This is a genomic window from Sulfitobacter sp. 1A12157 (assembly GCF_043557345.1).
Lineage (GTDB): Bacteria > Pseudomonadota > Alphaproteobacteria > Rhodobacterales > Rhodobacteraceae > Sulfitobacter.
The window spans coordinates 385,156-397,450 of sequence record NZ_JBIFFV010000002.1; the positions used below are offsets into that span (position 1 = coordinate 385,156).

Sequence of the window (12,295 nt, forward strand, 5' to 3'; positions counted from 1 at the left end):
AGCGCCACCCGCAATTGCTCCTGAAAGCCTCCGGCCTTGCATCAGACGCCCTACAAGATGACCCCGGAGGTGGCCGCCGACCATTGGGAGGTCGAAGCGCTCTATGACACCTGTTTCGCGCCGGGGCGCGAGGCGCTCTCGTCCTACCGGCTGCGCGATGGCGTGCCGCCGGTGGCGGGGCTGAGCCATGTGGCGCGCGACAGCGGGGGAATTCTGGCCGGGGCGATCCGCTATTGGCCCGTGCGCATCGGCACGGCAACGGCGCTTTTGCTGGGCCCGGTGGCGGTGCATCCCACAAGACAGGGCGAAGGGCTGGGCGCGGCGCTGATCGAAGCCTCGCTGGCGCAGGCGGCCCCGCTGGGCTGGGAGCGGGTGATGCTGGTGGGCGACGCGCCTTACTACAACCGCTTCGGCTTTACCCTGTTGCAGGGTGTCGAGATGCCGCCGCCGACGAACCCCGCGCGCATCTTGGGCCGCGCCCTGGCCGAGGGGGCTTGGGCCGGGGTGACGGGCAAGGTTCGCCGCTGGCACGATTGATTTTACCCCGCCCGCGACCCACATTGAGCCTAAGCTCAAAGGGGGACGCCCATGCAGATCGAAAGCAACCTGCCCAGCACCATTGATGTCGATGCCCGGCTGGATGAGATCGCCCGCCGCTACAAACAGGCCGGCGGTGTGGGCATCCATGTCCTTAACCTCATCGGCGGCAGCGCGGATGGGTTGATCGACCGTCTGCCGGGGGCGGTGCGCCGCAATCTAGAAGGGGCGACGATGAAGGCGCTTGGCCATGCCATGCAGGCCGCCCATTCCAGCCGCAGCTATGTGAAAGACCAGCAGGGCTGGCTGAACCAAGCGGTCTCGACCGCAATGGGCGCGGCAGGCGGGGCCGGGGGGCTGCCGACCGCCTTGGCGGAACTGCCGGTGACCACAACGCTGCTGTTGCGGGTCATTCAAGGGGTGGCGGCGGAATATGGGTTCGATCCCTCGGCGGAGAATGTGCAATTCGACTGCGTGCATGTCTTTACCGCTGCCGGGCCGCTGGCGGATGACGATAGCGCCGATCTGGGGTTTCTCACCGTGCGCATGGCGCTCACGGGCCGCGCGATGAACGCGGTGATCGCCCGCGTGGCGCCGCGTCTGGCGCTGGTCATGGGGCAAAAGCTTGCCGCGCAGGCGGTGCCGGTGTTGGGCGCGGTGGCGGGGGCGGCGACGAACTATGCCTATACCAGCTATTACCAAGACATGGCCCATGTGCATTTCGGCCTGCGCAAACTGGCGATTGAGGCGGATATTCCGCAAGAGGAGCTGGTCGCCCGCCTCCGAAAGAAAATGGGCAGGACGCCGCCCAAACTATGATCAGCGCCCGATGCTTCCCGGGGCCACTGTGGTGGCCTTGAGGATGGCATAGCAGCCCATGCCCTCGCGCAGATCAAGGTCGCGGACCGCCCGGGCCGTCACCCGCGCTAAAAGGCGGTCTCCGCCTGCGTCGAGTGCGATGGCCGCACCCGGCCCGTCGCCCGGATGCACGTCCTCGACCCGGACGGGCAGGATGTTGACCGAAGACAGCCCCTCGGGCCGCGCGCGTGACAGGATCACGTCCTGCGCCAAGACCCGCAGCCGCACCCGCGCGCCGACTGGCGCTTGCACGCCGGGAAGCTCCAACTGTCCCGCCCGCACGGCGAGGGTCGAAAGCCCATCTTCGGCATGAGCGATGACATCCGCTTCCAGCACCGCGCCGGCTTCGCGCACGCCGAGCAGCGGCACGGCTGCCGGGTCGGCCATCACGTCGAACAGCGCGCCCTGGGCCTTCAGCCGCCCGTTTTGCAGCAGCACCAAGCGATCGGCGAGGCGGGCGATTTCATCCACCGCATGGCTGACGTAGAGGATCGGCAGGCCCAACGCCCCGTCGCGCAGCCGTTCGAGATAGGGCAGGATCTCTTGCTTGCGCGGCCCATCGAGGTTGGCCAGCGGTTCATCCATCAGCAACATGCGCGGATGGCACAGCAGCGCCCGGCCAAGGGCGACGCGCTGTTTTTCTCCGCCCGAAAGCGTTGCCGGGGCACGGTCGAGCAGGGGCGATAGCCCCAGCAGCGCCACGACATCCGCAAAACCCGCGCCTTGGCTGCCGCGGGGCGCATATCGCGCGCCGAAGGTCAGGTTGCCGCGCACGTCCAAATGGGGGAAAAGCCGCGCGTCTTGAAAGACATAGCCCAGTCTGCGGCGATGCGGTGGCACCCAGATGCCGCGCTGCGTATCCAAAAGCACCTCACCGTCCAGCACCACGCGCCCGACATTGGGGCGCAGCAATCCGGCAAGCGCATTGATCACCGTCGTCTTGCCCGCGCCGGAGCGGCCAAAGAGCGCGGTGATCCCGCCTTGGGTGGTGAAAGACAGGTCCAGATCGAAGCCGTCGAACCCATGGCGCAGCGTGACCTCAAGCATCAGCGCGCCCCCGAAATGCGTTTGGCGACCCGCCGGGCCAAGGCTTCGGACAGCAACACAGCGGCCAGTGCCACCAGCCCGGCCAGTCCGGCCATGGCCAGCGCACGGTTCTCACCGCCCGGCACCTGCAAGGCCGTCCAGATCGCGCTTGGCAGGGTTTGGGTCTGGCCGGGGATATTGGCGACAAAGGTGATCGTGGCGCCGAATTCGCCCATCGCCTTGGCAAAGCCCATCACCGCCCCGGCGAGGATGCCGGGAAAGATCAGCGGCAGGGTGACGCGGCAAAATACGCTCAGGCGCGGCGCGCCCAAGGTGGCGGCGGCGTCTTCGATCCGGGGGTCGACCGCTTCGATGGCCAGTCGCATGGCGCGGACCATCAGCGGGAAGCCCATGATCAGCGCTGCCAGCACCGCGCCTGTCCAGTGAAAGGCAAGACCGATGCCGAGGCTCTCCAACAGGCGGCCCAAAGGGGCGTTGCGGCCAAAGCCGAGCAGCAGCAGGTACCCCGTCACCACCGGCGGCAGCACCAGCGGCAGGTGGACCAGCGCGCTCACCACGCCTTTGCCGCGAAACTCCTTCCGGGCGAGGATCCACGCCACCCAAAGCGCCAGCGGCAGGGAACAGAGCATCGCCACGCTGGCCACCCGCAGCGACAGCGACAGCGCGGCCCAAGCGGCGGCGTCAAGACCCATGATCGGCCCGAAGAAACCCGTGGTCCACAAGGATCGCCTGCGCCGCCTCGGTGGTCAGGAAATCGACCAGCGCCTTGCCCTCGGGCGTCAACGCCGCGGCGGGATAGGTGATCGGGGCATGGGTCTCGGCGGGCACCTCATAGACGGTCTGCACCTCCGGCTCGGCCTGCGCGTCACTGGCGTAGACCACGCCAAGCGGCGCATCGCCCCGCGCGACCAAGGCCAGTGCGGCGCGGACATTGTCGGTCTCGGCCAAGCGGCTTTGCAGCCGCTGCCAAAGCCCCGCATGGGTGAGCCATGCGCGGGCATAGCTGCCTGCGGGAACGGCATCGCGTTGTCCTATGGCAAGCCGCCCCTCGGCGCCGAGCCGGGCGGGCAGGTCGGCGGGATCGGCCAGCGAGGCGCTGTCCGCGGGGGCAATGACAACGAGCCGGTTGCGGGCGATGATCTGCGCAGTTTCGGCCCCTGCCACGCCTTTGTCCGCGAGCCATGTCACCCAGTCGCTATTGGCAAGCACGACCACATCGGCGGGCGCCCCGGAGGCTACCTGCCGCGCCATCGTGCCCGATCCGCCGTAAGACAGCACCACCGGCGCGGGGAAACCGGCCGCTACCTCCTCCAAGGCGCCGCGCAGGCTGGCGGCGGCAAAGACCGTCACGGGGGCCTCGGCCCGGAGGGGCAGGGCAAGGCTGCAAAGCACTGTCAGGATAACGGAAAATCTTATCATTTCGGTAGTATCTTTGATGCGATGAAAGGGGGCAAGGGGATATGGTCAGACGGGGAACGCCGCGCTAGGGTCACGGGGAAACAACCTGCCAAGGGGCGCGGCTGCAGCGGATGGTGGAACAGGCTCCGATATCCTTGAACGGCGGACAGAAGGATGAGCTGCGCATTCAATTCGCGGCGCTTTGCTGGCGTCGCAAACGGGGCAAGTTGCAAATTCTGCTGATCACCTCGCGCGGGAGCAAACGTTGGATCATTCCCAAGGGCTGGCCGATGGAGGGAAAAACCCCCGCCGCTTCGGCCTTGGTCGAAGCCTGGGAGGAAGGCGGCGTCGTGGGGCAGGCGCGGGGGCAATGTCTGGGCGTCTACAGCTATGCCAAAACGGGCGAGGACGGGGTGTTGCCCTGTCTGGCGATGCTCTATCCGGTGAAGGTCAAGGCGCTGGCCAAACAGTTCCCCGAGAAGGGGCAGCGCAAGCGGATGTGGTGTTCGCGCCGCAAGGCCGCCCGGCTGGTGGAGGCCCCCGATCTGGCGCGGCTGATCCGTGATTTCGATCCGCGCAGCGGTGGTTTGGCGGGCTGACCGCGCGGCGTGGCGATGCGCGCCGCGCGCGGCTGTCTTGACCTCTTTCGCGCCGCAGCCCATTTAAAGCAGAGAGTTTGAGGACCGGGCGAATGATCCGTTATGCACTGAAATGCGAGGCCGGGCATGGTTTCGAAAGTTGGTTCCAATCCGCGGCTGCCTTTGACAGCCTCGCCCGTGCGGGCCATCTGAACTGCGCGGTCTGCGGCTCGACGGAGGTGAGCAAATCGCTGATGGCCCCGCGGGTCACCTCGGGCGGCAGCGCACCGGCTGCGCCGGACGCGTCGGAAAAGCCGCAATCTGCCAAGACACCCGCCTCGGCCCTGTCCAATCCGGCAAATGACGTGGAAAAAGCGCTGACCGCCCTGCGCAAAAAGGTCGAAGCTACCTCCGATTACGTGGGTAAGAATTTCGTGAGCGAGGCGCGGGATATGCACGCCGGGCGTACCCCCGAACGCCCGATCTATGGCGAGGCGCGGTTGGATCAGGCGCGGGAATTGGTGGCGGAGGGCGTGCCCTTGATGCCGCTGCCGTTCAAACCAAAACGCCAACTTTCCTAAAGGCCCGCTGTCAAAAAGGATCGCCCATGACCATCGTTATCACAGGCGCCAGCCGCGGCATCGGCGCGGCGCTGGCCCGCCAGTATAAAGGCGCGGGCGAAGAGGTGATCGGCACCGCACGCGGCGCAGGCGCGCAGGCCGTGCTGGACGTGACCGACCCGGCAAGCCACGCGGCTTTCGCGGCCAGCCTGCAAGACCGCCCGCTGGAGCTGCTGATCTGCAACGCGGGGGTCTATCTGGACAAAGGCGATGACTTGGACACCGGCTTTGGCCCTGACCTCTGGGCGCAGAGCTTTGCGACCAATGTGACCGGGGTGTTCCTCACCGTGCAGTCCCTTTTGCCAAACCTGCGCGCGGCGCAGGGGGCGAAAATCGCGATCATCGCCTCACAGATGGGGTCGCAAACGCGGGCGCCGGGGGGCAGCTATATCTACCGCGCCTCCAAGGCGGCGGCGATCAATCTGGGGCGCAATCTGGCGGTTGATTTGAAGCCCGAGGGCATCGCGGTGGGCATTTACCACCCCGGCTGGGTGCGCACCGATATGGGCGGCGATCAAGGCGAGATCAGCGTCGCGGAGTCCGCACAGGGCCTCGTCGGACGGATCGCCGCGCTGGACCTTACCCTGACGGGTTGTTTCGAGACATGGGATGGCCGCGCGCATCCGTTCTAGGCGGCGCTACATAACGTCATGTTAAATAGGCTTGCCCTTGCCGTGCCGTGGGCTTAGACCGCGCTGGACTGTTGCGCGGGGGACAATATGCCTGTTCTGGTTATGAAATTCGGTGGGACTTCGGTTGCCACTTTGGACCGTATCCGCCGCGCGGCAAAGCGCGTCGGCGTCGAGGTGGCCAAGGGCTATGACGTGATCGTCATCGTATCCGCCATGTCGGGTGAGACGAACAAGCTGGTGGGCTTCGTCAATGAGACCTCGCCGCTTTATGATGCGCGCGAATATGACGCCATCGTGTCGAGCGGGGAGAATGTCACCGCTGGCCTGATGGCGCTTACTTTGCAGGAAATGGACGTGCCCGCGCGGTCTTGGCAGGGCTGGCAGGTGCCGGTGCGCACCACCGATGCCCATTCCGCCGCGCGGATCGAAGAGATCCCCACGGACAACATCACCGCCAAGTTCGGCGAAGGCATGAAGGTGGCCGTGGTCGCAGGTTTCCAAGGCATCAGCCCGCAAGGCCGGATCACCACGCTGGGCCGGGGCGGATCGGACACGACCGCCGTCGCCTTTGCCGCCGCTTTCGATGCGGAGCGCTGCGATATCTATACCGACGTCGATGGTGTCTACACCACCGACCCGCGGGTCGAATCCAAAGCACGCAAACTTGACAAGATCTCCTTTGAAGAGATGCTTGAACTGGCCTCTCTCGGGGCGAAGGTTTTGCAGACCCGTTCGGTTGAACTGGCGATGCGCTACAAGGTCAAACTGCGGGTGCTGAGCAGTTTCGAAGAACAATCTGACGATGCCGGGACGCTCGTCTGCGATGAGGAGGAAATCATGGAAAGCAATGTGGTGGCCGGGGTCGCGTTTTCCCGTGATGAGGCAAAGATGACCTTGGTGTCCGTGGCGGACCGCCCCGGCATCGCGGCGACGATCTTTACCGCGCTCAGCGAGGGCGGCGTGAATGTCGATATGATCGTTCAGAACATTTCCGAAGAGGGGCGCACCGATATGACGTGGTCCTGCCCCGTCGATCAGGTGATCCGCGCTGAAAAGGCGATGGAAAAGGCCCATGACGAAGGGATCATCAACTATCAGGAGTTGATCGCCGACAAGGCCGTGGCCAAAGTCTCAGTCGTGGGGATTGGCATGCGCAGCCACACCGGCGTGGCCGCCAAGATGTTCAAGGTGCTTTCGGACGAGGGGATCAACATCAAGGTGATCACCACCTCCGAGATCAAGATCAGCGTGTTGATCGACCGCAAGTATATGGAATTGGCCGTGCAAGCGCTGCACGATGCTTTCGAGCTCGATAAAGCGGCCTAAGCGCCTGAGAAGAAATGGCTTTTACGCAAGGTGACCCCTTGCGTAAAACTGCAGCATCCCGCCGATATGCTGGCCGAGGATGTAGGGTATGGCGCGAATAGCATTTCTATCCTTGCGCGAGTGCGCTAAACCCTGCTCCAGAGGGACAGGGACCGGAGCATATGGCCGAACGGGTTGAAACAGAAAGCCGCAAGCTGCTGGGGCGGCTGCGTGATGCGATGGCCAGCGATGTGGCGGGCCAAGCGCGGCTGGACAAGATCACCCAGTTGATCGCCAATTCCATGGGCTGCGAAGTCTGCTCGATCTATCTGTTCCGCGACGAAGACACGCTTGAGCTTTGTGCCACCGAAGGCCTGAACGAAGCGGCGGTGCATGAAACGCGCATGAAACTGGGCGAAGGTCTGGTCGGTCGGGTCGCCAAGAGGCGCACGGTCATCAATACGCCCGATGCGCCCCAAGCCGCCGGTTTCCGCTTCATGCCCGAGACGGGGGAGGAGATTTATTCCTCCTTCCTTGGGGTGCCGGTGCAACGTCTGGGGGAAACGCTGGGCGTCTTGGTGGTGCAGTCCAAAGTCGCGCGGGAGTTCTCCGCCGATGAGGTCTATGCGCTTGAGGTCGTGGCGATGGTGCTGGCCGAAATGGCCGAGCTTGGCGCCTTTGTCGGCGAGGGGGCTGCGATGTCGGCCCGGCATAGCCAGCCGGTGCTGCTGCGCGGCACCGTGGGGCAGGAGGGTGTGGCCGAGGGGCACGTCTGGCTGCATGAGCCGCGGGTGGTGGTCTCAAACCCCATTGCCGATGACCCTGAACGCGAGACGGAGCGGCTGACCGAAGCGGTCGAGCAATTGCGGCTCAGCGTTGACCAATTGTTAAGCCTTACCGCCGACAAAGAGCAGCAGAAGGTGCTCGAAGCCTACCGCATGTTCGCCAATTCCAAAGGCTGGATGCGGCGCATGGTGGAGGATATCAAAAGCGGGCTGAGTGCCGAGGCCGCGGTCGAGAAAGAGCAATCCATGGCCCGCGCCCGTCTGGGGCAGGTCAATGATGCCTACCTGCGGGAGCGGCTGTCGGATCTGGATGATCTGTCGAACCGCTTGCTGCGCAATCTGACGGGGCAGGGCAGCGATACCGGGGCCGAGATGCCGGTCGATCCGATCCTTGTCGCGCGCAACATCGGCCCGGCGGAGCTGCTCGATTACGGGCGGTCGCTGCGCGGCATCGTGCTGGAGGGCGGCTCGGTCGGGTCGCACGCCGCTGTCGTGGCGCGGGCACTGGCGATTCCGCTGATCGTCCATGCCAGCCGCGTGACCAATGACGCGCTGAACGGTGATCACATCATGGTCGACGGTGAGCAGGGCGTGGTGCATCTGCGCCCCGACGATACCGTGGCCACGGCCTTTCGCGACAAGATCGCGATGCAGGCAGCAGCGCAGGAACGCTATGCCTCGATCCGCGATAAACCGGCCGAGACGAAATGCGGGCGGATCATCAGCCTGCAGATGAACGCAGGTCTGATGGCCGATTTGCCCTCGCTCGAAGGCTCGGGGGCCGAAGGGGTTGGGCTCTTCCGCACCGAATTGCAGTTTCTGGTGCGCAACCAGATGCCCCGCCGAACCGAGCTTGCGGCGCTTTATGCCCGTGTGCTCGACGCCGCTCATGGCCGCCGCGTGGTGTTTCGCACGCTCGACATCGGGTCGGACAAGGTGTTGCCCTATATGAAGCCCCATGATGAGCCGAACCCGGCCTTGGGCTGGCGCGCGATCCGGGTGGGGCTGGACAAGCCCGGTGTCATGCGGATGCAGTTGCAGGCCCTGATCCGCGCCGCCGCGGGCCGCCCGCTGGCAGTGATGTTCCCTTTTATCGCCCAGTTCGAAGAGTTTCGCGCCGCCCGGGCCGAGGTCGACAAGGCGATGGAGCGCGAGCGCATTCTGGGCCATGTCCTGCCCGAAAAGCTGGAGGTCGGCGCCATGCTGGAGACCCCCAGCCTCGCCTTTGCGCCAAAGAAATTTTTCGAAGAGGTCGAGTTTCTGTCGATCGGGGGCAATGACCTGAAGCAGTTCTTTTTCGCCGCCGACCGTGAGAACGAGCGGGTGCGGCGGCGCTATGACACGCTGAACGTCTCTTTCCTGACCTTCCTTGAGGGCATCGTGGACCGCTGCGCCGAAACCGATACCGCGCTGTCCTTCTGCGGGGAGGATGCGGGCCGCCCGGTCGAGGCGCTGTGTTTCGCGGCCATCGGGCTCAAGACCCTGTCGATGCGCCCGGCCTCCATCGGGCCGGTCAAAAGCCTGCTGCGGCGTTGCAACCTCGATGAGGTGCGCGCGGTGATCCACGCGGCGCGAGAGCGGGGCGAGATGTCGGTCAGGGGCGCGGTGATGGACTACGTCCGCCAGCAGCACCAGCACTAAGCGCTGCGGCTATCTGCCGTGATAGTCCCGAAACCAAGCCACGAAACGCGCGATGCCGTCGTGAATGTCGGTCTGCGGGCGGTAGCCGGTGAGCCGATGTAGCAGGGTCGCGTCGGCCCATGTGGCGGGGGCATCACCCATCTGCATGCCCATGTAATTGCGGATTGCCCGTTTGCCGAGCGCGGCTTCGATCGCCTCGACGAAATCCAGCAGGCGCACCTTTTCGGAGTTGCCGATGTTCACCACGCGGTAGGGGGCCGCGGGAGAGAGCGAATCCCAGGCCGGCGGCGGTGGCGCCGTGCCCGGTTGCGGCGGGACGCAATCCATCAGCAGCCGGATGGCGCGCACCAGATCGTCGACACAGGTGAAATCGCGGTACATCTCGCCGTGGTTGTAGATGTCGATCGGGCGGCCATCGAGGATCGCTTCGACAAATTTGCTCAAGGCGAGGTCGGGCCGCCCCCAAGGCCCGTAGACGGTGAAAAACCGAAACATCGTGGTCGGCAGACCCCAAAGGTGGGCATAGGCATGGGCCATCCCCTCATTCGCCTTTTTCGTGGCGGCGTAGATCGACAGGGGCCGGTCGGTGGCCCCGGTCTCGGCGAAAGGCATATCGGTATTGGCCCCGTAGATCGACGAGGAGGAGGCCATAAGGAGGTGTTTCACCTCCAACCGACGCGCGGCCTCCATCACGTTGAAGGTGCCGGTGATATTCGCCTCCAGAAAGGCGCGGGGGTGGTCGATGCTATGACGCACACCCGCCTGAGCGGCAAGGTGCACGATCATGTCGGGGGCAAAGTCATCGACCAGCGCGTCGAAGGTCTCGCGGTCTTCCAACAGGGCTTCTTTGGTAGTGAAATGTTCATGCTGCAGCAGCATCGCGTGGCGGCGTTGTTTCAGGGCGACATCGTAGTAATCGGTCATCCCGTCATAGCCCTGCACCCGCGCGCCTTCGGCCAGCAGCAGCCGGGCAAGGTGGAAGCCGATGAAACCGCCCGTGCCGGTGACAAGTATCCTTTGCGTGCTGTCCATTCTGGCATCCTCGCTTGGCGCGGCCTCAGTTGCCTTTCCCATCGTCCTGGTGAAGGTTGGGCCGTGAATGCTAAAAATTTGGTTAAATTTGGGCCGGAACCTGCAAAGCATTGTCAGGCGGGCCAAAATCAAGTCCCGGCAGGACGAAACCCTTCGCGGGCAGGGCGCGTGAAGGACCATCACAGGGAAGGCGGCCCATGCCCAAGAACGTTCTTTTCATCATGTGCGACCAACTTCGCTGGGATTACCTCTCCTGCACCGGCCATCCGCATCTGCACACGCCGCATATCGATGCGCTGGCCGCGCGCGGCGTGCTTTTCGACCGCGCCTATGTGCAATCTCCGATCTGCGGCCCCTCGCGCATGTCCTTCTACACGGGCCGCTATGTCAGCTCGCATGGGTCGACTTGGAATGGCATCCCGCTGAAGGTGGGGGAGATGACGCTGGGCGACCATCTGCGCCCCTTGGGCGTGCGCACGGCGCTCTGCGGCAAGACCCATATGGCCGCCGATATCGAAGGGCTGCGCCGTCTTGGCCTAGCGCCCGACAGCGAGATTGGCGTGCTGATCTCGGAATGCGGGTTCGAGCCCTATGAGCGGGACGACGGGCTGCACCCTGACGGCGGACCCTACGCCCGCAACCCCGCCTATGACGCGCATATGAAGGACCGCGGGTGGCAGGATGAGAACCCTTGGCATTCCGTCGCCAACAGCGCCGAGGACGCAGAGGGCAATATCCTGAGCGGCTGGTTTTTGGACCATGCCGACAAACCGGCCCGCGCGGCGGATGAGGAGAGCGAGACGCCCTATATCACGGGCCGCGCGATGGATTTCATCCGCGAGGCCGGGGATCAGCCCTGGTGCCTGCATCTGAGCTATATCAAGCCGCATTGGCCCTATATCGTTCCCGCGCCCTACCATGATCTTTATGGGTCTGAGAGCCATCTTGACCCGGTGCGCAGCGCGGCGGAAAAGCGCGATCCGCATCCCGTCTATGGCGCATTCATGCAAGAGCGCGTCTCAAAAGCCTTTGCCGATGACGCGACCCGAGGCCGGGTTCTGACCGCCTACATGGGGTTGATCAAACAGCTCGACGACCAGATCGGCCGGCTGATGGCTTTCCTGACCGAAGAGGGGGTCGCGGATGACACGATGATCGTCTTCACCTCGGATCACGGCGATTACCTTGGCGATCACTGGATGGGCGAAAAAGAGCTTTTTCACGACCCCTCCGCCCGCATCCCGATGATCGTTGTCGACCCCCGCCCCGAGGCCGATGCGACGCGCGGGGCAAAACCCACAGCACTGGTGGAGGCGATCGACGTGGTGCCCACCATCCTCGACTATTTCGGCGGCGCTGCCGTGCCGCATATCATCGAAGGCCGATCCCTCTTGCCGCTGCTGCATGGCAAGGCCGAGCGGCTGCGCGATTTCGTGGTCTCGGAATACGACTACGCGCAGCGCGACGTGCGCAAACGCTTGGGGGTCGAGGTGAGGGACGCCAAGTTGACGATGCTCTTCGACGGGCGGTGGAAATATGTCTTTGCCGAAGGGTTTCGCCCGATGCTTTTCGACCTTGAAAGCGACCCCGATGAGTTGGTCGATCTGGGGGCCGACCCCGCCCGTGCGCCTGAGCGCGCCCGGCTCGAGCAACTGCTGTTCCGCTGGACGCGCCGCACCGCTCAACGGACCACCATCTCCGACGCCAAGATCGCGGCAAGCGATGCCACGATGGGGGAGGCGACGGCGGGTATTCTGATCGGCTACCGCAATGAGGATGAGTTGCGCGCGGTTTTGGCGGCGGCGGGGAAAAGCGGCGAGGTGTGAGACATGGCCGCGCCAGCGCCGCCATGTCTGCGCTCG

At 64.7% G+C, this 12,295-nt stretch carries 12 protein-coding genes; 8 read left to right on the plus strand and 4 right to left on the minus strand.

Translation table 11 applies throughout. The features are described from left to right. The first annotated feature begins 57 nt into the window (after nucleotides 1-57). Nucleotides 58-537: a GNAT family N-acetyltransferase gene (locus tag ACGYLC_RS05815; protein ID WP_394422252.1), complete on the plus strand. Its 480-nt coding sequence runs from the start codon at nucleotides 58-60 to the stop codon at nucleotides 535-537. A 51-nt stretch (nucleotides 538-588) separates the two neighbouring features. Continuing rightward, nucleotides 589-1,356 carry an EcsC family protein gene (locus ACGYLC_RS05820; RefSeq protein WP_394422117.1) on the plus strand — a complete coding sequence of 256 codons (768 nt, stop codon included), beginning with the start codon at nucleotides 589-591 and terminating at the stop codon, nucleotides 1,354-1,356. On the opposite strand, the gene modC is transcribed toward ACGYLC_RS05820, so the two are convergent. From modC to modA, 3 genes are read right to left on the minus strand one after another with little or no spacing between them, the layout of a single operon-like run. Continuing rightward, nucleotides 1,357-2,442, minus strand: a complete 1,086-nt coding sequence (gene modC, locus ACGYLC_RS05825) for a molybdenum ABC transporter ATP-binding protein (RefSeq protein WP_394422118.1) — start codon at nucleotides 2,440-2,442, stop codon at nucleotides 1,357-1,359. It lies immediately after the preceding gene. After that, a complete protein-coding gene (modB, locus tag ACGYLC_RS05830) occupies nucleotides 2,442-3,134 on the minus strand; it encodes a molybdate ABC transporter permease subunit (RefSeq protein WP_394422119.1) in 693 nt (230 codons plus the stop codon). Before modB ends, modC begins: the two co-directional genes overlap by 1 nt. Next, the gene (modA, locus tag ACGYLC_RS05835; RefSeq protein ID WP_394422120.1) at nucleotides 3,124-3,861 is read right to left on the minus strand and encodes a molybdate ABC transporter substrate-binding protein; all 738 of its coding nucleotides are present in this window, start codon (nucleotides 3,859-3,861) and stop codon (nucleotides 3,124-3,126) included. Before modA ends, modB begins: the two co-directional genes overlap by 11 nt. Nucleotides 3,862-3,971: 110 nt before the next feature. Here modA and ACGYLC_RS05840 point away from each other — a divergent pair, with 110 nt between their 5' ends. The 5 genes from ACGYLC_RS05840 (at nucleotide 3,972) to ptsP (ending at nucleotide 9,401) form a co-directional block, all read left to right on the plus strand. Then, complete coding sequence (locus ACGYLC_RS05840; RefSeq protein ID WP_394422121.1) at nucleotides 3,972-4,439, plus strand: NUDIX hydrolase; 468 nt, start codon at nucleotides 3,972-3,974, stop codon at nucleotides 4,437-4,439. 92 nt (nucleotides 4,440-4,531) lie between these two features. Beyond that, entirely contained in the window at nucleotides 4,532-4,999 is a 468-nt protein-coding gene (locus ACGYLC_RS05845; RefSeq protein ID WP_394422122.1) for a DUF1178 family protein, read from the plus strand. A 26-nt stretch (nucleotides 5,000-5,025) separates the two neighbouring features. Then, nucleotides 5,026-5,670: an SDR family NAD(P)-dependent oxidoreductase gene (locus tag ACGYLC_RS05850; protein WP_394422124.1), complete on the plus strand. Its 645-nt coding sequence runs from the start codon at nucleotides 5,026-5,028 to the stop codon at nucleotides 5,668-5,670. 87 nt (nucleotides 5,671-5,757) lie between these two features. Beyond that, the gene (locus ACGYLC_RS05855) at nucleotides 5,758-6,996 is read left to right on the plus strand and encodes an aspartate kinase (protein ID WP_394400341.1); all 1,239 of its coding nucleotides are present in this window, start codon (nucleotides 5,758-5,760) and stop codon (nucleotides 6,994-6,996) included. Between the two features lie 161 nt (nucleotides 6,997-7,157). Next, nucleotides 7,158-9,401: a phosphoenolpyruvate--protein phosphotransferase gene (gene ptsP / locus ACGYLC_RS05860; RefSeq protein WP_394422125.1), complete on the plus strand. Its 2,244-nt coding sequence runs from the start codon at nucleotides 7,158-7,160 to the stop codon at nucleotides 9,399-9,401. A gap of 9 nt (nucleotides 9,402-9,410) precedes the next feature. On the opposite strand, the gene ACGYLC_RS05865 is transcribed toward ptsP, so the two are convergent. After that, the gene (locus ACGYLC_RS05865) at nucleotides 9,411-10,433 is read right to left on the minus strand and encodes an NAD-dependent epimerase/dehydratase family protein (protein WP_394422126.1); all 1,023 of its coding nucleotides are present in this window, start codon (nucleotides 10,431-10,433) and stop codon (nucleotides 9,411-9,413) included. 197 nt (nucleotides 10,434-10,630) lie between these two features. Here ACGYLC_RS05865 and ACGYLC_RS05870 point away from each other — a divergent pair, with 197 nt between their 5' ends. After that, nucleotides 10,631-12,259, plus strand: a complete 1,629-nt coding sequence (locus tag ACGYLC_RS05870) for an alkaline phosphatase family protein (RefSeq protein WP_394422127.1) — start codon at nucleotides 10,631-10,633, stop codon at nucleotides 12,257-12,259. Nucleotides 12,260-12,295: the final 36 nt, after the last annotated feature.

Coding starts and splice junctions, on each gene's coding strand:
- ACGYLC_RS05820 (WP_394422117.1), top strand. CDS start 589: ATGCAGATCGAAAGCAACCTGCCCAGCACCATTGATGTCGATGCCCGG.
- modC (WP_394422118.1), bottom strand. CDS start 2,442: ATGCTTGAGGTCACGCTGCGCCATGGGTTCGACGGCTTCGATCTGGAC.
- ACGYLC_RS05870 (WP_394422127.1), top strand. CDS start 10,631: ATGCCCAAGAACGTTCTTTTCATCATGTGCGACCAACTTCGCTGGGAT.
- ACGYLC_RS05850 (WP_394422124.1), top strand. CDS start 5,026: ATGACCATCGTTATCACAGGCGCCAGCCGCGGCATCGGCGCGGCGCTG.
- ACGYLC_RS05840 (WP_394422121.1), top strand. CDS start 3,972: ATGGTGGAACAGGCTCCGATATCCTTGAACGGCGGACAGAAGGATGAG.
- ACGYLC_RS05815 (WP_394422252.1), top strand. CDS start 58: ATGACCCCGGAGGTGGCCGCCGACCATTGGGAGGTCGAAGCGCTCTAT.
- ACGYLC_RS05845 (WP_394422122.1), top strand. CDS start 4,532: ATGATCCGTTATGCACTGAAATGCGAGGCCGGGCATGGTTTCGAAAGT.
- modB (WP_394422119.1), bottom strand. CDS start 3,134: ATGGGTCTTGACGCCGCCGCTTGGGCCGCGCTGTCGCTGTCGCTGCGG.
- ACGYLC_RS05855 (WP_394400341.1), top strand. CDS start 5,758: ATGCCTGTTCTGGTTATGAAATTCGGTGGGACTTCGGTTGCCACTTTG.
- ptsP (WP_394422125.1), top strand. CDS start 7,158: ATGGCCGAACGGGTTGAAACAGAAAGCCGCAAGCTGCTGGGGCGGCTG.
- modA (WP_394422120.1), bottom strand. CDS start 3,861: ATGATAAGATTTTCCGTTATCCTGACAGTGCTTTGCAGCCTTGCCCTG.
- ACGYLC_RS05865 (WP_394422126.1), bottom strand. CDS start 10,433: ATGGACAGCACGCAAAGGATACTTGTCACCGGCACGGGCGGTTTCATC.